Raw genomic sequence first — 25,335 nt, forward strand, 5'->3', positions numbered from 1 at the left:
GTCAACTGTTCAGGATGGGTTTGCAACGCGGGCGGGAACCGAGCCGGAACACGGTGTTCGCCACCTGGGATCCAACGGCATCCCGCCCGCACCAAACATGCCACGGATCCAACACACAGGGATCCATGCCTGAACCGTTCCGGCATGGATCCCGGGTCTCCCTTCGGTCGCCCGGGATGACGGTGGAGGGTAGTCTCACCCGAACCGCGCCGGCGCAAACGGCGTCGGGTCGACGAAGACCTTCTGGCCCGTGACCATCTCGGCGATCATGCGGCCGGTGACGGCCGCCAGCGTCAGGCCGTGATGGGCGTGGCCGAAGGAGAACCACAGGCCCTTGTGCTTCGGTGCCGGGCCGATGATCGGCATCATGTCGGGCGTGCAGGGGCGGCGGCCGAGCCAGGGCTCCGGGTCGATCCGCTCGCCCAGCGGGAATAGCGTGCGCGCGATCGGCTCGGCCCGCGCGAGCTGGACGGGGGTCGGCGCGGCATCGCGGTCGGCGAATTCGGCGCCGGTCGTCAGGCGGATGCCCTGCTGCATCGGGGCCAGGAAGTACCCGCGCTCGGTGTCGAGTACCGGATGGTTGAGGACGGCGTTGCCCTGCGCCTTGTAATGCATGTGATAGCCGCGCTTGACCGCCAGCGGCAGCTTGTAGCCGAGCTTGCCTGTCAGCACGTCGGCCCAGGGGCCGAGCGCGACGACGGCATCCCTGGCCTGCGCCTTCGTGCCGTCCGCGAGCGTGACGCTCCATGCGTCCCCCTGCTGGACCAGGGTCGAGGCATCGCCAAGCGCGAGCTTGCCGCCGAGCTGCTCGAACAGCGCGACATAGGCCTTGGACAGGCCAAGCGGGTCGATCACCGTCACCGGATCGGTCCAGTGCAGCCCGCCGATCAGGCTGCCATGGTCAAGATGCGGCTCCTCGGCCTTCAGCGCGTCGATGTCCAGCGCCTTGTAATTCAGGCCGTAATCGCGGTTCCAGCGTGCGGCCTCGGCCAGACGCTCGTCCTGCTGGGCGGCAGTGCGGAAGACCTTCATCCAGCCCTTGCGGCGCAGCAGGCCGGTGGCGCCGGCTTCCGCCGCCAGCGCGTCGTGCTCGCTCACGCAATGCTCGATCAGGGTGGCGTATTTCCGGGCGATCGCCTCGTGCTGGGAGGCCCGCGAATGCATCCAGTAGGACCAGAGGAAGGGCGCGAGCTTGGGGATGGCGTTCCAGTGGTAATGCGCGTCGATGGTGTTGTTCATCGCGTAGCGGATGAGCGCACCGAAATCATGCGGGAAGCCGTAGGGGTAGACGCCCTCGCGCTGGATCAGCCCGGCATTGCCGTAGCTGGTCTCCTCGCCCGGGCCTCGCTTGTCCACGAGAAGCACCGAGCGGCCAGCCTTCTGCAGGTGCAGCGCCACCGAAATCCCGACGATACCCGCGCCGAGAACGATCGTATCCGTCGCCATCATCTGCTCCTGCCAGTGCCCAACACTGCAAAAATAGCCGTTTGCGCAGCGTTGTCAGCGTCGCGGCGCATGTTTGCGCCGTATCGGCTGAAGTTCCGCAAGATTTGCGCCAGTGGCCGCACAAGGCCTCGCGTCAGCAGGCAAAGAAGGCTCCCGACGCAATTTCCTGCCGACGCAGGGCGGGGCTGTGGACATGGCTGGTGACGCAAGGGGGGCGATCGGCCAGTGTCGGCCTCCTTTGGGACGAGTCGGGCCTTTCATGCTCATGCGCATTGCGGCGTCATTGGCCGCTTCACTGGCCTCAGGCCTTGCCCTGCTCGGGCGCTACGGCACGCAGGGTTTCGCGCTGTCGATCTTTCTCGGGCTGGCACTGCCGCAGTTCTCGGCGGCGGCTCGGCCCTTGCTGCCGGTGACGATCTTCTGCTTCACCACCATCGTCTTCATGCGGGCCGATATCGGCATCATCACCGGCCTGCTGCGCGCTCCGGGCAAGCTGATCCTGACCTGTCTGTGGCTGGTGGCAGCGCCCGTCGTGGTGGTCGGCGGCGCCTTCCTGATCGTCGGGCGAGACGCCATCGATCCCGGCCTGCTGCTCGGCCTCGCCATCCTGGCCGCGGCGCCGCCGATCATGTCCTCGCCGGCGGTCGCGATCATCTACGGCTTCGAGCCGTCGCTGATCATCGCCGCCGTCATCATCACCACGATCGCCAGTCCGGTGGTCGCGCCGATGCTGGTCGAACTCCTGGCCGGTTCGGCCGTGCCGCTTGACCGCTGGGCGCTGACCCTGAGGCTGCTGTTGTTCGTGGGCGGCGGCATGACGGCGGCAGCGGTCATCCGCTGGTGGCTCGGGGTGGCTCGGATCAGGGCCATGAAAGCCAATCTCGATGGCTTCGGCGTGCTGATGTATTTCACCTTCGCCATCGCGGCGATGGACGGCGTGACGCAGGCCGCCATCGCTGCCCCTCACCGGGTCGCAGGCTTCCTCACTTGCGCCTTCGCCGTCTCGATCATCGGGCTGGTCGTCAGTTATCTCGTCCTGCGCTTCCTGCGCCGATCAGAGCGCTTTATGGTCGGTTACGGCGCAGGGCAGCGCAATATGGGCATGATCGTCGCTGCGTTGGGGGCGGGTGTGCCGCCCTCGACCTTTCTGTTCTTCGCGCTGGCGCAATTCCCGATCTACCTGATGCCATGGCTGCTGCGCGGGCTGGCCGGGCGCATCCACCGCGAGGAGGCGGCTGCTGACGGCGCCTGACGGCGAGGCCTGCGAGATTGGCTTCGTCGTCATCGGAGCCTTCAGTCATGATCACCTTGTATTCCGGGCCGCTGAGCCTGTTCGCCCGCAAGGTCGAGATCGCGCTGCGGGAGAAGGGCCTGGCCTTCGAGCGCATCATGGTGCCGTTCAACCAGACGACCGGCTACGATCCGAAGCACCCGGAGGTGCTGGCGTTCAATCCCAAGGGGCAGGTCCCCGTGCTGAGTGATGACGGACTCGTGCTCTACGACTCCACGGTGATCATCGAATATCTCGACGAGGCCTATCCGCAGAACCCTCTCTACCCGGCGACGCCGGCCGATCGCGCTCGCTGCCGGCAGGACGAGCTCTTCGCCGATGAGATCCTGCTGCAGGCGCTGAAGCCGCTGATGCACCGAACCGGTCCGCGCGGCGTCGATCCGTCCAGGCGCGCGGCCGAAGATGCCGACGCGCTGATCGCCGAAGACGTGCTGGCCGGCCATCACGCCCGGCTGGAGGAGAAGCTGGGTGGCCGCGAGTTCTTCGGGCCGATGCTGTGCGCTGCTGATATCGCGCTGTTCATGGGACTCCTGTTCGGGCGGCGGCTCGGCGGGCCTTCGCTGGCGCCGTATCGCGATCTCTCAGGCTGGTTCCTGCGCCTGCTGGAGCGGCCTGCCTTCGCGATCGTGGCGGCGGAGATCGCCGAGGCGGACCGACGGCTCTCGGTTCCGTTGGCGATGCGCTGAGATCGTGTGGGACTTGCATCGTATGGGGCTTGCCGGAAAACCGCATTTCCCTTTGCCGGCCGATGCATTAAACCGCCCGGCATGAGCGCCCCCATCCGCATCGCCCCCTCGATCCTCTCGGCCGACTTTTCGAAGCTCGGCGAGGAGGTGCGCGCGATCGACGAGGCCGGTGCCGATTGGATCCATTGCGACGTGATGGACGGGCATTTCGTGCCCAACATCACCTTCGGCCCCGACGTGCTGAAGGCGATCCGGCCGCACACCAAGAAGCTCTTCGACGTGCATCTGATGATCGCGCCGGTCGACCCCTATATCGAAGCCTTCGCCAAGGCCGGCGCGGACCTGATCTCCTTCCATGTCGAGGCCGGCGCGCATCCGCATCGGACGCTGCAGGCGATCAAGGCGCAGGGCAAGAAGGCCGGCATCGTGCTCAACCCCGGCACGCCGGCCTGCATGGTCGAGCCGCTGCTCGACGATCTCGATCTGATCCTGCTGATGACGGTCAATCCAGGCTTCGGCGGGCAGAGCTTCATCCATTCGGTGGTCGAGAAGGTCGGGCAGGTGAGGGCGCTGATCGGCTCCCGGCCGATTTCGCTCGAGATCGATGGCGGCGTGACGCCAGAGACGGCGCCGCTGGTGGTCAAGGCGGGAGCCGATACGCTCGTCGCCGGCTCGGCCGTGTTCAAGGGCGGGCCGTCGGCCTATGCCGGCAATATCGCTGCGATCCGCAAGGCGGCCGAAGCCGCGCGCGGGGAGTGGGTTTGAGATTTAAACTGCGGCGTCATTCCGGGCGCAGCGAAGCGGAGACCCGGAATCCATGCCTGAGCGTCGGTTATCGAGGCTCAGGCATGGATCCCGGATCGGCGCCGCTACGCGGCTTGTCCAGGATGACGGCGCGCATCGTGTGAAAGACGTCAAATGATCCCGCGCTATTCCCGCCCCGAGATGGTCGCCATCTGGGAGCCGCAGACCCGGTTCAAGATCTGGTTCGAGATCGAGGCGCATGCCACCGACAAGCTGGCCGAGCTCGGCGTGGTGCCGAAGGAGGCCGCCGCAACGATCTGGGCCAAGGCGAAGGACGCGACCTTCGACGTCGCCCGCATCGACGAGATCGAGCGCGTCACCAAGCATGACGTCATCGCCTTCCTGACGCATCTGGCCGAGATCGTCGGGCCGGAGGCGCGCTTCGTCCACCAAGGCATGACCTCGTCTGATATCCTCGACACGACGCTGTCGGTGCAGCTCGCGCGCGCTACGGATATCCTCATTGCCGATGTCGATGCGCTGCTCGCCGCCATTAAACGCCGCGCCTTCGAGCACAAATTCACCCCGACGATCGGCCGCTCGCACGGAATCCATGCCGAGCCGGTGACCTTCGGGCTCAAGCTCGCCCAGGCCTATGCCGAGTTCGACCGCTGCCGCGCCCGGCTCGTGGCGGCCCGCGCCGAGATCGCGACCTGCGCGATTTCGGGGGCTGTGGGCACCTTCGCCAATATCGATCCGAGCGTGGAGGCCTATGTCGCGGAGAAAATGGGCCTTTCCGTCGAGCCGGTCTCGACGCAGGTCATCCCGCGCGACCGGCATGCGATGTATTTCGCGACGCTGGGCGTCGTCGCGTCATCCGTCGAGCGGCTGGCGACCGAGATCCGGCATCTGCAGCGTACCGAGGTCTATGAGGCGGAAGAGTTCTTCTCGGCCGGCCAGAAGGGCTCGTCGGCGATGCCGCACAAGCGCAATCCCGTGCTGACCGAGAACCTGACGGGCCTCGCCCGTCTCGTGCGCGGCATGGTCGTGCCGGCTCTGGAGAACGTCGCGCTCTGGCATGAGCGCGACATCTCGCACTCTTCGGTCGAGCGCATGATCGGCCCCGACGCCACGGTGACGCTCGATTTCGCCCTGGCTCGGCTGACCGGGGTCATCGACAAGCTGCTGATCTATCCGCAGAACATGCGCCGGAATCTCGACAAGCTCGGCGGCTTGCACAATTCGCAGCGCGTGCTGCTGGCGCTGACGCAGGCGGGAGCGAGCCGCGAGGAGAGCTATTCTCTGGTCCAGCGCAACGCGATGCGGACCTGGGAGCATGGCGAGGACTTCCTCACCAACCTCAAGAAGGACGCCGAGGTCACGGCCCGCCTGTCAGCCGCCGAGCTCGAGGCGATGTTCGACGAGGGCTACCATTTCAAGCATGTCGACACGATCTTCGCCCGGGTGTTCGGGGAGGGGTGAGCGCCAGTGGCAATTGACCCAACTGCGCAAAGCGCGGACCAGCTTGAGACATTGATCTTGCGCTATCAGGAGCGAGGTCTAACGGCATCTGCGGAATATGCGGCGTATGTCGAGGCCCATGCTCTCAAATCGACTCCGAAGCTAAAGTTGGACGTTACGATTTCGGCCATCCGCGCTGCAGCGCGAATGAAGCGCTTCATTGGCTATGGCGATCTGGCGGCTGCTAATGGTGTGGCTTGGTCAGTGGCACGCCGCCCAATGCCAAAGCATCTCGATAGTATTCTGTGGAAGTGCCACCATTTCGGATGGCCGCTGATCACAGCAATCGTTGTTAACAAACAGCATTTGCAAACCGGTGCCATGGAGCCGGAATCGCTAGCGGGCTTTTGTGAAGGAGTTCGCCGGCTGAGAGTGCCGATTACGGATCCGGCAACATTCTTGACCGCCGAACAAGCACGAACCTTTGAATGGGCATCGGCAACTTGAACCAACTGGTCAACCAGTTTAAATTCATATCATGATCACCGTCGGCGCTTTCGAAGCCAAGACCAAGTTTTCCGAGCTGCTCGACCGCGTCGCAGGCGGGGAGGAGGTCATCGTGACACGCCATGGCAAGACGGTGGCCCGCATCGTGCCCGAGGGCCTGCCCGATGCGGAGGCCGAGCGGAAGGCGCGCGAGGCGAAAGCGGCGGAGATCCTCGCCGACATCAAGCGGGTCCGCGAGATGCTCCGCGCGCAAGGCGTGCATTTCACGGTCGACGACATCATCTCTGCTCGCGACGAGGGGCGTCGATAGTGGCGGTCTTGGATGCGTCGATCGTCGTCGCCGCCTTTTCGCCGGACGAGGAAGATGCGCGGGCGATCGACGTCCTTGCGCCGCTGCTGGGCGGTGGAAGCCATGCGCCGGATCTCTGGGCCATCGAGATCGCCAATGTCTTGATGATGAAGACCCGACGCAATCTGCTCAACGCGGCTCAGGCGGACGCGGTGTGGTGCTCGATCCGCGGAATACCGCTCGAGCTTCATCGCGCGTCGATCGACGAGGTGGAGGAATCGGTCCGGCCTTTGGCGCGGCGCCATGGCCTCTCGGGCTACGATGCCTGCTATCTCAATCTCGCGCGAAAACTGGGCTCCCCGCTGGGGACGCTCGACCAAAAGCTTCGGATCGCCGCTCGCGCCGAAGGCCTCACGGTTCTCTGATCCCCATGAAAACCTCAGACACCGACATCCTGATCATTCCCGGCTGGTCCGGCTCCGGGCCTGACCATTGGCAGAGCCGCTGGGCGGCCAAGCTCTCGACGGCGCGCGTCGTCGAGCAGGAGGACTGGTACAAGCCCTCGCGCCATCTCTGGGCGGATCGCATCGTCCAGGCGGTGCGGGCGGCGACGCGGCCGGTCGTGCTGGTCGCGCATTCGGCCGGGGTCAGTGCGGTTGCGCATGCGGCCGAGCACCTGCATCCCGGCGAGGTCGCTGGGGCCTTCCTGGTCGCGCCGGCCTCAGAGAGGGCCAAGGCCGCGATCCCGGGCATGGGAGCGGATTTCATCCCCCATCGGCGCGAGGTTCTGCCGTTCCGCAGCGTTCTGATCGCCAGCACGGACGATCCCTACTGCACGCCCGACGAAGCGCGCGCGCTCGCCGAAGCCTGGGGCTCGGAGTTCGTCGATGCCGGCGAGAGCGGGCATCTCAACGCTGAGTCCGGCCATGGGCCCTGGCCCGACGGCCTGCTGCGATTCGCCGGCTTTCTCAGGAGCTTGACGGCGGTTCCGCAGAAACCGATTCAGGGTTGAGCCCCGGTTCGACCCGCGGGGTCATCCCGGACAAGCGGCGACGCCGCGCCGATCCGGGATCCATGCCTGAACCGTTCCGGCATGGATCCCGGGTCTTCGCTGCGCTGCGCCCGGGATGACGACGCGTTTCAGGTAGAGATAGCCCTAGAGGGCTCCCCCCAAAACAAAACCGCCCCGGCTTTCACCGGGGCGGTCTCATTTCATGCGCTGACGCGATCAGTGATCGAGATCAATTCTCGATATAGGTGATCTTGCCGTCGGCGCCCTTCTTCCAGGTGTACATCGTGTAGTCGGGACGGGTGATGTCGCCCTTCTTGTCGAAGGCGATGTCGCCGATCACGGTCTTGACGGCTGCGCCGCCCTTGAGTGCGTCAGCGATCTTCTTGGGGTCGACCGAATTGGCGCGCTTGGCGCCTTCGGCCATGATCTGCACGGCTGCGTAGCTGTACAGGGTGTAGGCCTCGGGCTTGAAGTTCTTGGCTTCGAACTTCTTGACGATGGCAGCGGCTTCCGGACGCTTCTGCGGGTCCGGCGGGAAGGTCATCAGCGTGCCTTCGACGCCGGGGCCGCCGATCGTGGCGAACTCGTCGGTGGTGATGCCGTCGCCGGAGATCAGCACGGACTTGACGCCCTGGTCGCGCATCTGGCGCACGATCAGGCCGCCTTCCGTGTGCAGGCCGCCCCAGTAGACGAAGTCCGCGCCGACCGACTTGATCTTCGAGATCAGCGCCGAGAAGTCCTTCTCGCCGGCGTTGACGCCTTCATAGAGCACGTCCTTGATGCCGGCCTTGGTCAGGCCCTTGCGGGTCTCGTCGGCGAGGCCCTGGCCGTAGGTCGTCTTGTCGTGGATGACCGCGATCTTCTTGTCCTTGAAGTTCTTGGCGATGTAGGCCGCCGCGACTTCGCCCTGCTGGTCGTCACGACCGCAGGTCCGGAAGGTGTTCCAGAGGCCGCGCTCGGTGATCTTCGGGTTAGTGGCCGAAGGCGAGATCATCAGGATGCCGTTCTCGGCATAGACTTCCGAGGCCGGCATGGTGACGCCGGAGTTGAAGTGGCCGACCACCCATTTGACGCCGTCGCCGACGAACTTGTTGGCAACCGAGACGCCCTGCTTGGGATCGGAGACATCGTCGCCGACGGAGACGACGATCTTCTGGCCGAGCACGCCGCCGGCGGCGTTGATGTCCTCGACGGCCTGTTCCGTTCCGTTCTTCAGCTGGGCGCCGAAGGCGGCGTTGGGGCCGGTGATCGGGCCGCCGACGCCGAGCTTGATCTGTGCGTTGGCCACGCCCGAGAAGGCGAGGACCGCGCCGAGCGCGATGCCGCTCAACAGCAGTTTCTTCATGAGATGAGACTCCCCTGCATTGTCACTATGAACGGGCTGGATGGTCCGCCCGTCTCGGCGCGTGGTGCCACCGTGAAACGCAGTCTTGCGCGTTTTCAGGCGTCTGTCACGCGTCAAGAGCGTTGCCGTTTTCAGGCGATTTCGGGTTTGGAAACGGGCGTTTGGCGCGGTTTCCAGCTAAAGGGCCCGCTGCGCTCGTAGAGCCAGCGATACTGCGTCGTCATCTGCCTGGCGCGGTTGTAGCGCCAGCCGGCGAAGCCGAAGCCCATCAGCACGACCGTGTCGACGATGTAGTAGTGCAGCGTCAGCAGCGTCGCCTCGAACAGGGCGAAATGGATGAAGCGGACGACGAGCCCGAGCACCAGGATATAAAGCACGAGCTGGACATTGGGCTTCCAGGTCATCGCCACGGCGCGGCCGGTCATCCAGGCGAGCCAGCCGCCCATCGCCACCGTCACCAGCAGGAACAGCCAGACCGTCGGTTCTTCATAGAGGATGCCCTGCATGTCAGTGCTTCCCGCCTTCGAGATAGGCCGCCTGCACCTGGGGATTGGACAGGAGTTCCTGGCCGGAGCCGCTCATGGTGATCAGGCCGTTGACCATGACATAGCCACGATGGGCAAGCTTGAGCGCATGGAAGGCGTTCTGCTCGACCAGGAACACGGTCAGCCCCTGCGTCCGGTTCAGTTCGCGGATCGCCTCGAAGATCTGCTTGACGATCAGCGGTGCGAGGCCAAGCGACGGTTCGTCGAGCAGCAGCAGCTTGGGGCGCGCCATGAGGGCGCGCGCGATCGCTACCATCTGCTGCTCGCCGCCCGATAGCGTGCCGCCGCGCTGCTGCAGCCGCTCCCTGATGCGCGGGAAAAGCGTGCAGATCTTTTCCAGATCCTCGTCGAAATGGGCGAGGTTGCGGACGGCCGCGCCCATCTGCAGGTTCTCGAACACGGTCATGCGCGGGAAGATGCGTCTTCCTTCGGGGGACTGCGCGATGCCGAGGCGAGCGATCAGATGGCTCGGCATCTTCGTGATGTCGCGGCCCTCATAGGTGATCGTGCCCTCGCGTGCCTGCGGATTGCCGAAGATCGTCATCATCAGGGTGGATTTGCCGGCGCCGTTGGCGCCGATCATGGTGACGATCTCGCCTTCTCGGACGTCGAGATCGACCCCCTTCAGCGCGATGATCTTGCCGTAATAGGTTTTGACGCCGCGAACGGCGAGGAGCGGCTGCGCCTCTGTACGCGGCTCAACCTGGGCTTGCGGCACGGTTGCGATATCTGGACTGGCCCCGGTCACGCGATTCCGACCTCCGCTTCGACGGCCGCGACTTCGTCGTCGTCGACCCCGAGATAGGCAGCGATCACCTTCGGATCGGCCTGGACCTGCGCCGGCGTGCCGTCGGCGATCTTGGTGCCGTAGTCGAGCACGACGACATGGTCGGAAATTTCCATCACCACCGACATGTCATGCTCGATCAGGAGCAGGGCCGTGCCGATGTCCTTGCGGATCGACAGCAGCAGCGTGTTGAGGTCGTGGCTCTCGCGTGGGTTGAGCCCGGCGGCCGGCTCGTCCAGGCAAAGCAGCACGGGATCGGTGCACATGGCGCGCGCGATCTCGAGGCGGCGCTGGTCGCCATAGGGCAGGTCGGCAGCGGGGTCGTCGGCGCGGTCGATCAGATCGATCTTCTCCAGCCAGAACGTGGCCTTCTCGATGGCCTCCTTCTCGCGGGCCTTGTAGCCGCCGATGCCGAGCACGCCCAGGAAGGTGTAGCCCGAGGCGATCATCAGCGGGTTGTGCTGGGCGACCAGCAGGTTCTCCAGCACGGTCATGCCGCCAAAGAGCCGGATGTTCTGGAAGGTGCGGGCGACCTTGGCTTTCCAGCTGATCTGGAAATCGGGCATGCGCTCGAGCAGGAAGCTCGCGCCCGAATCCTGGGTGAGGGTCATCATGCCCTCGGTCGGCTTGTAGAAGCCGGTGATGCAGTTGAACACCGTGGTCTTGCCGGCGCCGTTGGGGCCGATCAGCGCCGTGATATCGCCCTTGCGGGCCTCGAAGGAGAGGTCGTTGACGGCGGTGAGCCCGCCGAAGCGCATCGTCAGATGCTCGACCTGGAGGAGGGGAGCGGTCTTCATCAGCCGTGACCCTCCTGAACCATATCGGCGGAGATCGTCTTCTTTTCCTTCAAGAAGGCCGTTGGTTCGCGCGTCGAGATCAGGCCGCGCGGCTTCCAGATCATGATGACGACCATGGCGAGGCCGAAGATCAGCATGCGGTATTTCGTCGGGTCGAAGTCGTTGCCGAAGATGGCTTTCAGCCATTCCAGCTCGCGCAGCAATTCCGTGCCGCCGATCATCGCGATCGCGGCGATGGCGCAGCCCCAGAGCGAGCCCATGCCGCCGAGCACGACGATGGCGAGGATGATCGCCGACTCCATGAAGACGAAGGATTCGGGCGAGATGAACCCCTGCCGCGCCGAGAAGAAGGCGCCGGCGAAGCCGCCGAACATCGCGCCGATCGAGAAGGCGGTCAGCTTGGTCGAGGTGGTGTTGATGCCGAGCGAGCGGCAGGCGATCTCGTCCTCGCGCAGCGCCTCCCAGGCCCGGCCCACGGGCAGCCGCCTGAGCCGGAGCGTCACGAAGGCGGTCAGCAATGCCAGGCACAGGATCAGGTAGTAAAGGAAGATCGTGCGGTAGAGCGGCGAGAATTCGAGCCCGAAGCGGGCCGCGAAGCCCTCGTCGCTGGCGTTGAAGGGGATGCCGAAGAAGCTCGGGCGCGGGATGCCGGAGATGCCGGCATAGCCGCCCGAGAAATCGACCCAGTTGATCAGCACCAGCCGAATGATCTCGCCGAAGGCCAGCGTCACGATCGCCAGATAATCGCCGCGCAGCCGCAGGACGGGGAAGCCGAGCAGCATGCCCCAGAAGGCAGCCAGGATTCCCGACATCGGCAGCAGGATCCAGAAGGACAGCCCGAAATTCTTGGCCAGCAGCGCATAGGAATAGGCGCCCACCGCATAGAAGGCGACGTAGCCGAGGTCGAGCAGTCCGGCGAGGCCGACGACGATATTCAGACCCCAGCCGAGCATGACGTAGATCAGGATCTGGACGCCGAAATTGTCGATCCATTTCAGCGCACCGCCCCAGCCTGCCAGATTGATCGCGATGATCGGGAAGGTGACGAGGAAGCCCAGCCCGAACAGCGAGAAGATCCGGGAGTTGCGCTGGAAGAAGGCGAACGTGCCTTGCGGCAGGAAACGCACGAGGGATTTGCGCTCGGACGCGCCCTGCTGGCGCAGCACGATGAGCAGGCGGCCGACGAAGACGATCACGACTGCCCAGGCAACGGCATCCCAGCGCGGATCGAGCACCAGGACATTGTCCCTGTTCTGGCGCGTGCCCCAGGCGATGATCGGGATGCACAGGCCGAAGGTGACAAGCGCGGCAAAGCCGGCCTCCTTCACTGCGGCCTTGAGATCACGCTGGGATGCTGCCGGTGCCGCAATTGCGGTCTTGGTGGTGGGTGTGGCCATGCGCTTCAGACCTTCTCGACTTCAGGACGGCCGAGAATGCCCGAGGGCATGAAGACGAGGACGATCGCCAGGATGCAGAAAGCGGCGACATCCTTGTAGTCGATGGTGAAATAGGCCGACCACATCACCTCGATCAGCCCGATCAGCAGCCCGCCGATGACGGCGCCGGGCAGCGAGCCGATGCCGCCGAGCACGGCCGCCGTGAAGGCCTTCACGCCGGGGATGAAGCCATCATTGAAGGAGACCACGCCGTAGAGGACGAGGTACATCACGCCGGCCACCGCCGCGAGCGCGGCGCCCATGACGAAGGTGATCGAGATCGTGCGGTCGACGTCGATGCCCAGGAGAGCCGCCATCTTGCGGTCCTGCTCGCAGGCGCGCTGGGCGCGGCCGAGGGGTGTCTTCTGCACGATGTACCAGAAGGCGGCGAGCAGCACGGCCGTCGTCACGATGATGACGATCTGCTTGTAGGAGATCTGGACGGAGTAGGTCGCGCTCTCGATCAGCGTGATCGACTTGTTCAGCATCGGCGGCGTCGACTTGTTGCGCGGGCCCTGCACGACCTGGACGAAGTTCATCAGGAAGATCGACATGCCGATCGCCGAGATCAGCGGGGCAAGGCGGAAGGAGCCGCGCAGCGGCCGGTAGGCGACGCGCTCGATCGCCCAGTTCCAGAGCGAGGTGAAGAACATCGCCAGCGCCAGCACCACGATCAGCGCGACCACGATCAGCGCGGCCCCGAACCAGGAGGCGATCAGCATGAAGAAGATCAGCGCGATGAAGGCAGAGAGCATGAAAACGTCGCCATGGGCGAAATTGACCATGCCGATGATGCCGAAAACCATCGTATAGCCGATGGCGATGAGGCCGTAGATCGACCCCAAGGTCAGCCCGTTGATGAGCTGCTGCAGAAACACTTCCATGGACGACGCAGACCCCTCGAACACGCTCCCGTTCTGTCCGCCGGCATGACGCCGACGCATGCGAGATGCGATCACCGTGCAGAGCTACCAATGCCCGACGGTTTCGACAATCGCGCCGGGCCATAAAACTGTCAAAAGCAATCTGCAGCGAATTGCCTTTCAATTGGGCAGCCCGATCTGCCGCGTCGCAGCGATTTCGCGCAAGATGATTGTGTTTGGAGCAGGCCTCTTTCCAGGCGATATGCCCGGTCGCGACCAGCGCGGGTCAGATCGCGATCTTCGGCGCCGCCGTCGCGGTATCGCCGGTATTGGGTGTTCCTGCCGGTTCGATCAGGAGGAGGTGGGTCTCCTCCTCGGCGACCGGGCAGTGTTCCACGCCCTTGGGCACGACGAAGAGCTCGCCGGGGCCGAGCACGACATCCCCGTCGCGCAATCTGATGCGCAGCCGCCCCTTGAGAACGAAGAAAAAGTCGTCGCTGTCGGGATGGGCGTGCCAGACGAATTCGCCCTCCACCTTCACGACCATGACGTCATGGCCGTTGAAGCTGGCGACGATCTTCGGCGACCACCGCTCCTCGAAGGTGGCGAGCTTGCTCTCAAGCGAGATAGCGCCTGCCATGGCGACGGCCCTCAGGCCTTGTCCGTCACCAGGAAGCCGTGGGCGAGCGGGTCGCGGTCGTCGATGAAGATCGTGTTGTATCCGGTCATGCGGGCCCAGCCCTCGATCGAGGGGATGATACCCTCGAAAGGTCCGACCTGGGCCGTGGCCTCGACCCGGCCGCGGAACATCGTGCCGATTATGCTCTCATGCACGAAATCGTCGCCGACCTGGAGCTTTCCCTGTGCCGCCCACTGCGCCATGCGCGAGGAGGTGCCGGTGCCGCAGGGCGAGCGGTCGATCGCCTTGTCGCCATAGAACACGGCGTTGCGGGCGTGGGCCTCCGGCCTGGTCGGCGCGCCGGTCCAGAGAATGTGGGAGAGCCCGTTGATCGCCGGGTTTTCGGGATGGATGAACTCGTATTTCGCGTTCAGCGCCGCGCGCAGTCTTGGGCTCCAGCGCTGGATGTCGGAGGGCTGGATGTCGGCGATGTCGGAGAAATTCTGCTGGGGATCGACGATCGCATAGAAATTGCCGCCATAGGCGACGTCCACCGTGATCTCGCCGAGCTCTCCGATCTCGGCGGTCAGGCCCGTGGCGTGGAGATAGGAGGCGATGTTGGTGATGCGGACATTGTCGACATAGTCGCCGTTGCGGGTATAGCGCGCGGTCACCAGGCCGGCCGGGGTGTCGATCTTCAGGACGCCTTCCTCGCGCGGGGTGACGAGGCCGCGCTCCAGCGCCATCGTCACCGTGCCGATGGTGCCGTGGCCGCACATCGGCAGGCAGCCCGAGGTCTCGATGAAGAGGAAGGCGATGTCGGCGTCGTCGCGCGTCGGCGGATAGAGGATCGACCCGGACATGACGTCATGGCCGCGCGGCTCGAACATCAGGCCGGTGCGGATCCAGTCGTACTCGCGGAGAAAGTGGGCCCGCTTCTCGACCATGTTGGCGCCCTTGAGCGGCGGCGCACCGCCTGCGACCATGCGCACCGGGTTGCCGCAGGTGTGGCCGTCGACGCAGAAGAACGTGTGTGTCGTCATGGTTTTGGCTCGGTCGGTTGTCAGATGGATTCAAAAGCGCCGCGGGCTGAACGGCGTCAGATCGATCGCCGGAGCGCGGCCGGCGACCAGAGCTGCGACCAGATCGGCCGTCACGGTCGATTGCGTCATGCCGTAATGGCCGTGGCCGAAGGCGTAGACGACATGCGGGTTTCGACTGGCTGCGCCGATGACCGGAAGCGAGTCGGGCATGGAGGGGCGGAAACCCATCCAGAGCGTGCCGCTGTCGAAGGCCGGCAGGCCTTCCACGAACCGGCTCGCCTTGTCGTAGAGGATTTTCGTGCGGGCATGGTTGGGGGCTGCCTCCAGCCCCCCGAATTCGACGGCGCCGCCGATGCGCAGTCCGCTTTCCAGCGGCGTCACGACGAAGCCATGGCCCTCGAAGCCGACTGGGCGCGTGGTCAGCCCGGTCACGCCCGGGAAGCTGACATTGTAGCCGCGTTCGGTGTCGAGCGGCACCGCGTCGCCGAGGCCCGAGGCGAGCGGCTTGGACCAGGCGCCGGCTGCGACCACCGCGCGATCGACGACGCGCTGAAAGCCGTCGCTGCCGATCAGGGCAGGGCGCTCTCCTGCTGAGATGCTGGTGATCGCGGCCTTCTCGAAGGTTGCGCCGCGGGCCAGCGCCGTCTCGAACATCGCCAGCGTCAACTGGAGGGGATCGCTGATATGGGCGGTGTCGGGGTGGAAGGCGGCGCCGACGAATTTGTCCTTCAGCGCGGGCTCGAACTGGCGCAGTTCGGCCGGGCCGACCATCTCGACCCTGATGCCGAATTCGGCCTGCCGCCTGGCGATCGCGTGTGCCTCCGCAAAGGCTCCGGCATCGGTGAAGGCATAGAGCCCGCCCTTGCGGTGGATATGGCTCTCGAGCCCGGCGCTCTTGGCCCTCGCGAGCCAGGCCGGCAAGGCGCGCTGCTGGAGCGCGCCGATGCCCTGGATCGAGCGCTCATAGGCCTCGGGCCGCGCCGCCAGCACGAAGCGCAGCAGCCAGGGCAGGAGCTTCGGAAAATAGGCCGGGCGAATCGCCAATGGGCCGAGGGGATCGAGCAGAAACTTCGGTACCTGCCGCAGGATTTTCGGGCTCGCGATCGGCAGGATGTCGGTGTGCGCGATCCAGCCGGCATTGCCGCGCGAGGGGCCGAAACCAGGCCCTTCCTTATCGAGGATCAGGACCTCATGGCCCTCGTCGAGCAACGCATGCGCGATGGCGCAGCCGACGATGCCCGCTCCGACGACGGCGACCTTCATGACGACACTTTCTCGAGGGCCAGTTCCTTGAGCGCGCCTGGCTGCTTGACCTCGATCTCGACGAAGGCGATCGGGTGATCGGAGCCGTTCATGACGTCGTGCTCGATGCCGGCGGGGCGCATATAAGCCTGCCCTTGCGCCAGCGGCACGTCGCTCGTCTTCGTGCCGTCATGGATGCGCAGCGTGCCGGCGACCAGCATCACGACGAAATAGGGCCAGCCATGGCTGTGCCAACCGGTCACGGCGCCGGGTTCAAAATCCCAGCGGGTGATGCGGATCGTATCATCGTCCTGCTGGACGGTCGGGATGGCGGGAACCGAACAGGTGAAGGCCATCGCAGGCTCCGGTCAGACGAGGACGCGTGCTGAGCGCCGCACAGCCGCTGGCGCAGTCACGGTGTTCTGCATCAGCGTTGCCGCCGCGTCGAGGCTTGCGTGAGCGAAGAGCCCATCCGGCACGCTCATGGCGGATTGCTCCTTGCGCATCGGCCCGTTTCGCTTGCAGATTGCAGAAATGGCGTCCCATCGCGACACTCAGGATTGATATATCAATGCCTTTCGATGCGTCAATCCAGGTTCGCCGGCGGGGAGGGGGCACATGAACTTGCGGCCGGCCACCGATTCCGGTCCCTATGACGAAAGTGCCCTGCCGTCGCAGCCGCAGGGCGCTCCCAGCCTGACCGAGATCGCCTATCGCAGGCTCGAAGAGGCGATCGTGACGCTGTCGCTGCGGCCCGGCGCCGTGCTGACAGAGGCGCAGATGATCGAGATGGTCGGCGTCGGGCGGACGCCGGTGCGCGAGGCGCTGATCCGCTTGGCGCAGCAGGGGATGGTGGAGGTCCTGCCGCGCAAGGGCGTTGTCGTGGCTGGAATCAACGCCATCGACATCATGTCTGCGCTCGACGCGCGCGAGGTTCTTGAGCGTCTGATCGCTTCGGACGCCGCCAGAAGAGCCAGTCCGCGCGAGCGGATCGCCATTGTCGACAAGGCCCGAGCGATGCGTGCCGCCGCCGTGGATGGCGATGCCAACGCCTATATGCGGCTCGACAAGGAACTCGATGCCACTGTGGCGGCCGCCGCGCGCAGTCCCTATGCGACACGGGCGGTCGAGCCGCTGCAGGCTCTGATCCGGCGCGCCTGGTATCATTTCGAGCGGCAGGACGACCTTCTGCCTGCCGCGGGCCACCATGTCGCGTTCGCGCAGGCGCTGGCGACGGCCGATCCTGCGGCGGCGATGGCGGCGAGCGATGCTTTGATGCTTCATTTGCGCAACGGCCTGCTGGCGACGCTGGATCGCGAGTGAGACGGGCATCGCCGCTGGCGTCTCGATTGATATATGTCGGCGCTTCTTCGGTTGTAGAACGCATCTTAGCCATCTTGGACGGGATATTGGCCGGGCGCGCTGGCGATTCTGGCCTTTCGGGGCGAAAACCTCTAGATGAGCGCCAACCCCGCCCTTGCTGGCCAGCCGGACCGCGATGACAAAACCCCTTCGACCCGTGCAGTCGGCTGCCCCAGAGGCACCGCTCTTTCGCGAGGCGATGGCGCATGTCGCCAGCGCCGTGCACGTCGTGACCACGCTCGGCCCGCAGGGGCGTGTCGGCCTGACTGCGACGGCCGTCGCTTCGGTTTCGGATGCCCCGCCGACGGTCCTGGTCTGCATCGCGCGTCCCAGCCGCACGCTGGCCGTGATCGAGGCGAGCGGCGTCTTCTGTGTCAACACGCTGCCGGGCGACGGCGCGGACCTGGCCGAGATCTTCGCCAGCCGCCGGGGTATCGAGGGGGAGGCGCGCTTCACCGGGCGTGATTGGGGAACGCTCGCGACGGGCGCGCCCGTGCTGCGGGAGGCAATCGCCGCTTTCGACTGCCGGCTGACGGCGGTCCACGATGTCGCCAGCCACCGTATCCTGATCGGCGAGGTCGTCGGGCTTGCCGGCGCGGGGACTGCCGCTGCCGGTCCGGAGCCAGTGGAAACGAGCAGCCTGATCTATCGGAAGCGGCGGTTCCAGTCGGTCTAGCCGGCGTGGCTCAGCCCTTCGCCGCTTCCGCCTCCATCTCCGCGAAGACGCTGGCGGCCTCCTTGAAGGCGTGGTTGGCAGCCGGGACGCCGGCATAGATCGCCGTCTGCAGCAGCACCTCCTTGATCTCGTCGCGAGTCAGGCCGTTGTTGATCGCGCCCCGGACATGAATGCGGAACTCGCCCCAGGCGCCGAGCGAGGCCGCGATCGCCAGCACGATGATCGAGCGCTCGCGGCCCACCAGTCCCGGCCGGTTCCAGACGTCGTTCCAGGCGGTGCGGGTGATGAACTCTTGCCACTCGGCATTGAAGTCGGTGAGGCCGGCGCTCGCCTTGTCGACATAGGCCGGGCCGAGCACGGCGCGGCGGGTCTTCATGCCCTCGTCGTAGCGGGTCTTGTCGTCCATGGCGGTCTCCTCAGGCGGTCAAAAACGCGAGAACGGCCCTGGTGAAGGCTTCCGGCTGTTCGAGATTGGAGAGATGGGCTGCATCAAGCTCGACCGTGCGCGAACCGGGAATGGCCTCAGCTATCAGATGCCCGGCGGCCGGCGGCGTTGCTGGATCGACCTTGCCAATGATCACCAGCACCGGATTGGCGATGCCGCGGATGGCCTCGCGCTGGTCCATATCGCGGATCGCGGCGCAGCAGGTGGCGTAGCCGATCGCCGGCGTCGTGGTCAGCATCTGGCTGACCTTCGCAACTGTGGCCGCGTCGGTTTGACGGAAGGCGGGGCTGAACCAGCGTTCCAGCGTGCCCGGGACGATCGCCTCCATGCCCTGGCTGCGTACGGTCTTGATCCGGCCGTCCCAGAGTTCGGGCGGGCCCATATGGGCGGCCGTGTTGGCGAACACGAGGCGGCCCACCCGGTCACGCGCATGGGTCGCGAGCCATTGCCCCACCATGCCGCCCTTCGAGACGCCGCACCAATGCGCCGTCTCGATGCCGAAATGATCGAGGATGGCCAGGGCGTCCCGGCCGAGCTGGTCGATTCCGAAGGTCCTGTCGGTCGCAACCGAGAGCCCGTGCCCCCGCGAATCATAGCGCAGGACGCGGAAATGCTTCGACCAGTCCGCGATCTGCGGCTCCCACATCCCGAGATCGGTGCCGAGCGAGTTCGACAACATCAGCACGGGGGCGTCAGCGGGCCCGTCGAAACGGATGTTGAAGGGCTCCCCGGCAATGATTTCGATCGGCATCGGCGTCTTCTCCGTCATTTCGTTCGTCGCGCTGTCAGCGCTGTAATCTCAGTGCGCTGTGATCAGGCCTTCGGGCGACAGCAGAAGCCGACGGCCCGACAGCGCCGCCTGTTCCGCTGCGGGCAGACGGAAAGCAGGCGGCGTCGGCCAACCCATCTCGCGGGCAACCACCAGCCCTAGCAGCAGGATCGCGTCCGGCGCGTCCATCAGCAGTGCTGCGGGCGCCTTGCCGGCATGCACCAGTTCGAGCAGCACCGCAGATGCCGAGGATGAGCCGATCGTTCCCGGCAGCGCCAGCACGGTGCCGGTAATGTCCTCACCGAGCTGCGGATGGCGCGCATCGATGATGGTGCCAGAGCGGGGATCGACCCCGCCCCAGAAGCTGATCGGTGCCGTCAGTGCCAGGCAGAGGCCCGAGGCCGGCCCACCCGGCATCAGGATCTCGGCGTTCAGGACCGGGCCTTCACTCACGACCATGCCTGGCGCTCCCTGACGAGGCGGCCGGCGACCGCGCTCTCGACGCATTCGCCGAGCGAACCATATGTGACGGCATAGCCGGTGGTGCCCGGCGCATAATGGGCGAACTTGCCGGAGTTGGTCATCAGCACGGCGCCTTCGATCTCGGGCAGGATCGGCGTGACGACGACGCAGGTATCGACGACGAAGATCACCCCGGCCTGCTCCAGCGCGGTGCGACGACCTTGCGCCTCCAGCGGGCGCAGCACATGGCGGCCTGTATTGGCGTAGAGCGGTGCCTTCAGCTTGCGGCCGGCGAGGCGCCGTTCGACCTCGTCGATCTCGGCCGGAGAGAGATGTGGCGAGCCGATGGCGACGGCGTCGATGCGATCGGTTTTTCCGGCGGTGGAGAGGCCCGATAGCGCCTGCTGCACGAAGGCTGGCGTCAGCGTCAGGGTTTCACGAGGCGGCTCGCCTGCGAGCACGGTCGCGGCGTCCGGCGCCTCCGGTGTGACGCCCGCGACATGGAACAGGCCGACGCCGCCGGCCGAGGCCGACGCCGCGCCCAGAGCCTTGAGCCGATCTTCCGTCGTGCAACCTTGCAGACCCTCGATCACGGCGACGGCCGTGCCGGCAGCACGGCCGAGGATCGTGCCCAGCACGGGATAGAACACGTCGGAAGCACGCAGGTCCCGGCTCAGGCCGCTCGCATCGATCAATAGCGTCGCAACGCGATTTTCCGGCCGGTGCAGCCCGTAATCGGGGGCGACGCCCGCGATGGCGCAGGCGATGTCGAGGAAATCGCCATAGCGGTTGGTGCGGGCACCGAGCACCGAATTGCAGAAGACCACGGCGTTGGATTCGCCCCAGGCGACGTCCGTGCCTTGTGCCGGCCTGTGTCCGGCCTGATAGGGCGCACAGGTCCAGGAGGGCTCGCAGCCCATCGTCTCATAGGCGCGCATCATCCGGGCGGCCATGTCGCGCTGATGCGGTGGCAGGCGGATCGCGGCGCAGCCGGCCGGTGACAGCGAGCCGACATTGAGCGTCGCGCGGACACCGACGCGGGCACCGCCCTCGACCAGCTTTTCGGCGAAGAGCGTGCCGGAATCGCCGTGATAGAGGGCCCCGTCGATATGGGCGGAGGCGACGGGGATCAGCCGCGGCGCGCCCATCAATCGCGCGGCCTCGGTGACGATGCGCATCGCCATGGCGGCGCCGGCGCCGGCAGAGCCGGAGGCGATGGCGCGCTGGTCGGCAGTGAGCTCAAGCATCGGTCATGCCGAATCCTTTGGCCGTGCGGTCTCGCGAGGATGCTCGCAGCGCAGGAGCACGCGGTCGATGATCGCGTCCGACGCCCCGCGATACGTCGACGGGTCGAAAAGGTGGTCCAGTGTGCTGTCGTCGAGATGGTCGGTGACTGCTGCGAGGTTCCCCAGCACCTCGCGCAGATGCCGGTCCTCGGTCAGGCAGACGCGGCTCGCCTCCTCCAGAAGGTGATGGGCCTGCGCCTTGCCCAACGCATCGGCGAGGGCGACCGAGACGCGTTCCGACATCACGAGGCCATGGGTCAGGTCGATATTGGCGCGCATGCGCTCGGGGAAGACCTGAAGGCCTTCCATGAGGGTCACGGTTTGCGCGAGCGCGGCCCCGGCGACGCGGAAAAGCTCGGGCAGCGTCGGCCATTCGGCGTGCCAACCGCCGAGCGCGCGTTCGTGCTCGTGGGGCATGGCGGTCAGCATTGTGCCGACGAGGCCCGGGGCCCGTTGCGCGGCGGCGAGGATCAGCGTGCAAAGCACGGGATTGCGCTTGTGGGGCATCGCCGAGGAGCCGCCCTTGCCGGGCGCCTCCGGCTCGGCCAGTTCGCCGATCTCGGTCTGGGCCATGAGCGAGACATCGCGTGCGATCTTGCCGAGATTACCGGTGAGGATGCCGAGTTCCGCCGCCAGCCGGGCGTTGCGATGGCGCTGCGCATGCCAGGGGATGAGGGAGGACGGCGCGCCCAGCGTCACGTCCACGAATTGATTCTGGACCCGCTCTGCGTCGTCGCCCAGCGCGGCCAGCGTGCCGGCGGCTCCGGAAAATTGCACGACCGGCGCCTCGAGAATGTCGTGCAGGATGCGCCGGCTTTCCAGCACAGGATCGAGCCAGAGCGCTGCCTTGACCCCGAAACTGATCGGGATCGCCTGCTGAAGGAAGGTCCTGCCGATCACGGGTGTCGCGCGATGCGCTTCCAGAAGCGGGCGCATGGCTTGAACCAGCCTGCCGAGCCGCAGGTCGATGAGCTTCAGCCCACGGCCGATCATATGGACGTAAGCGCAATCGATCACGTCCTGGCTGGTCGCGCCGTAATGCACCCATTTGGCCGGTTCGGGGGATGCCACGGCCACGCGTGCGGTTAGCGCTTTCACGAGCGGGATCGCGGGATTCCCGGCAAGCGTCGCCGCCCGGCCGAGTTCGGCGATGTCATAGAGGTCGGGGTCGCACTGCCCTGCGACCGCTGCAGCCGTTCCGGCCGGGGCGAGACCCTCGACCTCCAGCGCATGCGCGAGCAGCGCTTCGAAGCCGAGCATTCCGTGCAAGAGCGCCTTGTCGCTCATCGCCGAAGACATTTCGGAATCGGCGAACAGCTCGCCGAACAGGCCGGGCGCATCCGACATCATCGGTAGCGTTGCGTCATATGGCGGCTGGGGCGGGTCGTCACGCTGCGTCCTCTTGTGCCGATCGGCGCTTTCCGCTCATGGATAGGCGCGACGGCCTTGGATAGACCCGAGGCGGGGCCTGCTGCAACAGCAGCGGGGACGTTCCGATAAGCATCGAGGGGAGTAGCGCCATGGCGATGACGATGAATGGCGAGGTAACGCTGCCTGCCAGCCTAGATGCGGTCTGGGCCGCGCTCAACGATCCGGAGGTGCTGAAGGCCTGTATTCCAGGCTGCGAGCAGCTCAACAAGGACGACGAGACGCATTTCTCGGCGGTGGTGAAGGTCAAGCTCGGGCCCGTGAAGGCGAGCTTCAAGGGCAAGGTCGAACTGGTCGACCTCGATCCGCCCAACGGCTACCGCATCCAGGGCGAGGGCGAGGGCGGCATCGCCGGCTTCGCCAAAGGCGGAGCGAAGGTCGCACTGAGCGACGCCGGCGAGGGCCAGACGTTGCTGCGCTACGATGTCGAGGCGCAGGTCGGCGGCAAGCTGATGCAGCTCGGCTCGCGGCTGATCGATTCGGTGTCGAAAAAGCTCGCCGACGAGTTCTTCGCCAATTTCGCCAAGGCGGTCAGCGCAGGCTGAGCCGTCAGGACGCTTCGCGCATCGCCTTCAGCGTGGCGGCCACCGTGGCTTCCGCCGTGCCGACCTGCAGGGCAATGTCGTCGGCCGCCGCATGCGCCCGCTCCATCGCTCTCGCCGTGATGTCGAGGCTGCGGCTGACGGCGTTGGCACGCTCGATCGCGGTGTCGGAACTCTGCGCGACGGCGGCCGCGTCCCGTGCGATCGCGGAGGTGACGTCGCTCTGCTGCGAGACTGCGCCCGAGATCGCCTCCGAATCGAGCTTGATCTCGTCGATCGTGCGGGTGATCGAGCGCACATGGAGGCCGCAGGCCTCCGCGCTCTCGGTCAGTTCCGCGATCTGGCCGGCGATGTCACTGGTGGCGCTTGCGGTCTGAGTGGCGAGCGATTTGACTTCGGCGGCAACGACGGCAAAGCCGCGCCCCGCCTCGCCGGCGCGCGCCGCCTCGATCGTCGCGTTCAAGGCGAGGAGATTGGTCTGCGCCGCGATGTCGGCGATCATGCCGACGACGGCGCCGATGCTCGCCGTCGCGTTCTGGAGGCGCGTCACCACCTGGTTCATCTGCTCGGCGTCGGACACCGCCCGATGGGCGACGAACAGGCTGGTTTCGGCCCGCTGCCCGATCTCCGCGACGTTGGCTGACATTTGCTCGGTCGCTGCTGCCGTCTGCATGGATCTCTCGCGGACCAGTATCGAGGCGTCCGCGACCTCGCCCAAGGCGCTCTTGATGAAGTCCGTCGCGCGGGCCGTTTCCTCCGCCGTCGAGACGAATTGCGCGGCTGCCGCTGCGATGCTGCGCTCCAGTTCGCCCATCTGGTGCCCGAGCGTTTGTGTGGCGTCGTTGAGAACGCGAGCACGACGGCCGGCCTGATGGTCCAGGATCTGTTCGGAAATGCTCACCGCCGTGTTGACGTCGAAGACGAGGATGCGCTCGACGAGGAAAAGCTCCGCCGCCAAGCGACGCGGTTGGAAAAGCTGGCGTTGCGGGCGCATCCGAGCCAGCCGCTGGATCAGTGCAACGGCGAGCGACACGCGCGGCTTGGGGCCCACTCCGGCGCGCAGTTCGATGCGGCACAGCGCTTCGGCGGAGGCGATGTACTCGGCGTCGAAAGCGCCGGCGAAGACGAGCCGGGCATGGCGCTTCTCAAGGGCGCGCAACTCGCCGCTCACATCTGCGAGCGTCGCCGCCAGGGCCGGATTGATGACCAGGGCGCGGTCGTAGTCGTCATCGACGAGGCCGTCGATCAGAGCGTCCGCGAGCTCGCCATAGTGCGCGAGCGTCGCACGCTGCTCCGCTCCCCAGCCGATGGCGCGCAAGCGGCTCTGAATCTGATCGGCCGTCGAAAGCGGAGGGCAATCTGACACGGGAAACGTCCTGTTTTCTATACGACGGTACCTGCGATCCTCTTAAAAATGCGACAATAAGCCAGGATTCTCGCACGTGGAAGTTGTGGTTTCCCGTTGTGATAGCGACATTTAGGAAATGGGCGATTTTCTTGCGGAATCCGGGCCCTTCGCAGGACACAGCCCGCTTGACCGCGCGATTTCGCGGGTCCACATTCGATTTATAGCCGTTCCAAGGAGCAGCGCTGCCCCTCTTGCGGGGCGCCACTCGCGGCACGGCGACCGGGATTTCACCAGCCGGGCGGTAGACCCGGACCAAGGAGGAAGACAATGGCCACCCTCTCCATGACGGTGAACGGCAAAACCGTCACCGCATCGATCGATCCGCGCACGCTGCTGGTGCAATTCCTGCGCGAGAATCTGCGCCTGACCGGTACCCATGTCGGTTGCGACACCAGCCAGTGCGGCGCCTGCGTCGTGCATGTCGATGGCAAGGCGGTGAAAGCCTGCACGATCCTGGCGGTCTCGCTCGAAGGCGCGTCGGTGACGACGATCGAGGGTCTGGCGACGGACGGGGCGTTGCATCCGATGCAGGAGGCCTTTCGCGAGCACCACGGGCTGCAATGCGGCTTCTGTACGCCAGGCATGATCATGTCCGCCGTCGACATGGTGAACCGGCGCGGGAATCATCTCGACGAGAAGACGATCCGCGAGGATCTCGACGGCAATATCTGCCGCTGCACCGGCTACCACAACATCGTGAAGGCCGTTGCTGCAGGCGCCGAGGCGATGGCGGGGCAGGGAATGGATCGGAAGGAGCCGCCGCGCCAGGCTGCCGAGTGAAACGCCGCAGTCCGCGCATCCGCGCGAATCGTCTGTTGGAATCGTGACGTGCCCACCAGAGGCG

The 25,335-nt window shown here is 65.9% G+C and carries 28 protein-coding genes and 1 pseudogene; 12 read left to right on the forward strand and 17 right to left on the reverse strand.

Annotated elements, in window-relative coordinates; genetic code table 11:
• Positions 1-195 precede the first annotated feature (195 nt).
• The gene (locus tag AE618_RS24000) at positions 196-1,446 is read right to left on the reverse strand and encodes an NAD(P)/FAD-dependent oxidoreductase (protein ID WP_054211601.1); all 1,251 of its coding nucleotides are present in this window, start codon (positions 1,444-1,446) and stop codon (positions 196-198) included.
• 259 nt (positions 1,447-1,705) lie between these two features.
• On the opposite strand from AE618_RS24000, the gene AE618_RS24005 reads away from it, so the two are divergent.
• The 8 genes from AE618_RS24005 (at position 1,706) to AE618_RS24035 (ending at position 7,436) form a co-directional block, all read left to right on the forward strand.
• Positions 1,706-2,698 (forward strand): hypothetical protein, encoded by a 993-nt coding sequence (locus AE618_RS24005; protein WP_054211602.1) that lies wholly within the window; start codon positions 1,706-1,708, stop codon positions 2,696-2,698.
• A gap of 47 nt (positions 2,699-2,745) precedes the next feature.
• On the forward strand, positions 2,746-3,423 hold the full coding sequence (locus AE618_RS24010) for a glutathione S-transferase family protein (RefSeq protein ID WP_248311006.1): 678 nt from the start codon (positions 2,746-2,748) through the stop codon (positions 3,421-3,423).
• 81 nt (positions 3,424-3,504) lie between these two features.
• Complete coding sequence (rpe, locus tag AE618_RS24015; RefSeq protein ID WP_054211603.1) at positions 3,505-4,188, forward strand: ribulose-phosphate 3-epimerase; 684 nt, start codon at positions 3,505-3,507, stop codon at positions 4,186-4,188.
• Between the two features lie 153 nt (positions 4,189-4,341).
• Positions 4,342-5,649 carry an adenylosuccinate lyase gene (purB, locus tag AE618_RS24020; protein ID WP_054211604.1) on the forward strand — a complete coding sequence of 436 codons (1,308 nt, stop codon included), beginning with the start codon at positions 4,342-4,344 and terminating at the stop codon, positions 5,647-5,649.
• 6 nt (positions 5,650-5,655) lie between these two features.
• Complete coding sequence (locus AE618_RS28245) at positions 5,656-6,135, forward strand: hypothetical protein (protein ID WP_210166471.1); 480 nt, start codon at positions 5,656-5,658, stop codon at positions 6,133-6,135.
• A gap of 31 nt (positions 6,136-6,166) precedes the next feature.
• The gene (locus tag AE618_RS24025) at positions 6,167-6,445 is read left to right on the forward strand and encodes a type II toxin-antitoxin system Phd/YefM family antitoxin (RefSeq protein WP_054211605.1); all 279 of its coding nucleotides are present in this window, start codon (positions 6,167-6,169) and stop codon (positions 6,443-6,445) included.
• A gap of 8 nt (positions 6,446-6,453) precedes the next feature.
• Positions 6,454-6,849, forward strand: coding sequence for a type II toxin-antitoxin system VapC family toxin (locus tag AE618_RS24030; RefSeq protein WP_197280873.1), 396 nt, complete (start codon positions 6,454-6,456; stop codon positions 6,847-6,849).
• A 5-nt stretch (positions 6,850-6,854) separates the two neighbouring features.
• Positions 6,855-7,436 carry an RBBP9/YdeN family alpha/beta hydrolase gene (locus AE618_RS24035; protein WP_054211607.1) on the forward strand — a complete coding sequence of 194 codons (582 nt, stop codon included), beginning with the start codon at positions 6,855-6,857 and terminating at the stop codon, positions 7,434-7,436.
• Positions 7,437-7,665: 229 nt separating this feature from the next.
• Here AE618_RS24035 and AE618_RS24040 read toward each other — a convergent pair whose 3' ends face one another.
• The 10 genes and pseudogenes from AE618_RS24040 to AE618_RS24085 form a co-directional block, all read right to left on the reverse strand.
• On the reverse strand, positions 7,666-8,781 hold the full coding sequence (locus AE618_RS24040) for a branched-chain amino acid ABC transporter substrate-binding protein (protein ID WP_054211608.1): 1,116 nt from the start codon (positions 8,779-8,781) through the stop codon (positions 7,666-7,668).
• A gap of 131 nt (positions 8,782-8,912) precedes the next feature.
• Entirely contained in the window at positions 8,913-9,287 is a 375-nt protein-coding gene (locus AE618_RS24045) for a DUF6867 family protein (RefSeq protein WP_054211609.1), read from the reverse strand.
• Between the two features lies 1 nt (position 9,288).
• Entirely contained in the window at positions 9,289-10,044 is a 756-nt protein-coding gene (locus tag AE618_RS24050) for an ABC transporter ATP-binding protein (RefSeq protein ID WP_156330475.1), read from the reverse strand.
• A gap of 56 nt (positions 10,045-10,100) precedes the next feature.
• Positions 10,101-10,910 (reverse strand): annotated as a pseudogene (locus tag AE618_RS24055) (ABC transporter ATP-binding protein); the annotation flags it as partial.
• The gene (gene livM / locus AE618_RS24060) at positions 10,910-12,280 is read right to left on the reverse strand and encodes a high-affinity branched-chain amino acid ABC transporter permease LivM (protein ID WP_054211742.1); all 1,371 of its coding nucleotides are present in this window, start codon (positions 12,278-12,280) and stop codon (positions 10,910-10,912) included. The pseudogene AE618_RS24055 and the gene livM, both read right to left, overlap by 1 nt.
• 32 nt (positions 12,281-12,312) lie before the next feature.
• Positions 12,313-13,230, reverse strand: a complete 918-nt coding sequence (locus AE618_RS24065) for a branched-chain amino acid ABC transporter permease (protein ID WP_054211611.1) — start codon at positions 13,228-13,230, stop codon at positions 12,313-12,315.
• Between the two features lie 265 nt (positions 13,231-13,495).
• Positions 13,496-13,849 (reverse strand): cupin domain-containing protein, encoded by a 354-nt coding sequence (locus tag AE618_RS24070; protein ID WP_054211612.1) that lies wholly within the window; start codon positions 13,847-13,849, stop codon positions 13,496-13,498.
• A gap of 11 nt (positions 13,850-13,860) precedes the next feature.
• Positions 13,861-14,871 (reverse strand): 4-hydroxyproline epimerase, encoded by a 1,011-nt coding sequence (locus AE618_RS24075; RefSeq protein WP_054211613.1) that lies wholly within the window; start codon positions 14,869-14,871, stop codon positions 13,861-13,863.
• Positions 14,872-14,901: 30 nt separating this feature from the next.
• Complete coding sequence (locus tag AE618_RS24080) at positions 14,902-16,134, reverse strand: NAD(P)/FAD-dependent oxidoreductase (RefSeq protein WP_054211614.1); 1,233 nt, start codon at positions 16,132-16,134, stop codon at positions 14,902-14,904.
• Positions 16,131-16,469, reverse strand: a complete 339-nt coding sequence (locus tag AE618_RS24085; RefSeq protein WP_054211615.1) for a cupin domain-containing protein — start codon at positions 16,467-16,469, stop codon at positions 16,131-16,133. The genes AE618_RS24080 and AE618_RS24085 overlap by 4 nt, the downstream gene beginning before the upstream one ends.
• Before the next feature lie 262 nt (positions 16,470-16,731).
• On the opposite strand from AE618_RS24085, the gene AE618_RS24090 reads away from it, so the two are divergent.
• Both AE618_RS24090 and AE618_RS24095 read left to right on the forward strand, forming a co-directional pair.
• Positions 16,732-17,436 (forward strand): GntR family transcriptional regulator, encoded by a 705-nt coding sequence (locus tag AE618_RS24090; protein WP_054211616.1) that lies wholly within the window; start codon positions 16,732-16,734, stop codon positions 17,434-17,436.
• A 175-nt stretch (positions 17,437-17,611) separates the two neighbouring features.
• On the forward strand, positions 17,612-18,151 hold the full coding sequence (locus tag AE618_RS24095) for a flavin reductase (RefSeq protein WP_054211743.1): 540 nt from the start codon (positions 17,612-17,614) through the stop codon (positions 18,149-18,151).
• A gap of 10 nt (positions 18,152-18,161) precedes the next feature.
• On the opposite strand, the gene pcaC is transcribed toward AE618_RS24095, so the two are convergent.
• The 5 genes from pcaC to pcaB are packed head-to-tail and all read right to left on the reverse strand — an operon-like array spanning position 18,162 to position 22,463.
• On the reverse strand, positions 18,162-18,557 hold the full coding sequence (pcaC, locus tag AE618_RS24100) for a 4-carboxymuconolactone decarboxylase (protein ID WP_054211617.1): 396 nt from the start codon (positions 18,555-18,557) through the stop codon (positions 18,162-18,164).
• A gap of 10 nt (positions 18,558-18,567) precedes the next feature.
• A complete protein-coding gene (pcaD, locus tag AE618_RS24105) occupies positions 18,568-19,347 on the reverse strand; it encodes a 3-oxoadipate enol-lactonase (protein WP_156330470.1) in 780 nt (259 codons plus the stop codon).
• A gap of 48 nt (positions 19,348-19,395) precedes the next feature.
• Positions 19,396-19,824, reverse strand: a complete 429-nt coding sequence (locus AE618_RS24110; protein ID WP_054211619.1) for an aconitase X swivel domain-containing protein — start codon at positions 19,822-19,824, stop codon at positions 19,396-19,398.
• Entirely contained in the window at positions 19,815-21,074 is a 1,260-nt protein-coding gene (locus tag AE618_RS24115; RefSeq protein WP_082365540.1) for an aconitase X, read from the reverse strand. Before AE618_RS24115 ends, AE618_RS24110 begins: the two co-directional genes overlap by 10 nt.
• A gap of 3 nt (positions 21,075-21,077) precedes the next feature.
• On the reverse strand, positions 21,078-22,463 hold the full coding sequence (gene pcaB, locus AE618_RS24120; protein ID WP_054211620.1) for a 3-carboxy-cis,cis-muconate cycloisomerase: 1,386 nt from the start codon (positions 22,461-22,463) through the stop codon (positions 21,078-21,080).
• Positions 22,464-22,633: 170 nt separating this feature from the next.
• Here pcaB and AE618_RS24125 point away from each other — a divergent pair, with 170 nt between their 5' ends.
• The gene (locus AE618_RS24125; protein ID WP_054211621.1) at positions 22,634-23,086 is read left to right on the forward strand and encodes a CoxG family protein; all 453 of its coding nucleotides are present in this window, start codon (positions 22,634-22,636) and stop codon (positions 23,084-23,086) included.
• Positions 23,087-23,090: 4 nt separating this feature from the next.
• Here the strand turns inward: AE618_RS24125 and AE618_RS24130 are convergent, their stop codons facing one another.
• Complete coding sequence (locus tag AE618_RS24130; protein WP_082365541.1) at positions 23,091-24,449, reverse strand: methyl-accepting chemotaxis protein; 1,359 nt, start codon at positions 24,447-24,449, stop codon at positions 23,091-23,093.
• Between the two features lie 309 nt (positions 24,450-24,758).
• On the opposite strand from AE618_RS24130, the gene AE618_RS24135 reads away from it, so the two are divergent.
• Positions 24,759-25,271 (forward strand): (2Fe-2S)-binding protein, encoded by a 513-nt coding sequence (locus AE618_RS24135; RefSeq protein WP_054211623.1) that lies wholly within the window; start codon positions 24,759-24,761, stop codon positions 25,269-25,271.
• Positions 25,272-25,335 lie beyond the last annotated feature (64 nt).

The organism is Allobosea vaviloviae (genome assembly GCF_001298265.1).
Lineage (GTDB): Bacteria > Pseudomonadota > Alphaproteobacteria > Rhizobiales > Beijerinckiaceae > Allobosea > Allobosea vaviloviae_B.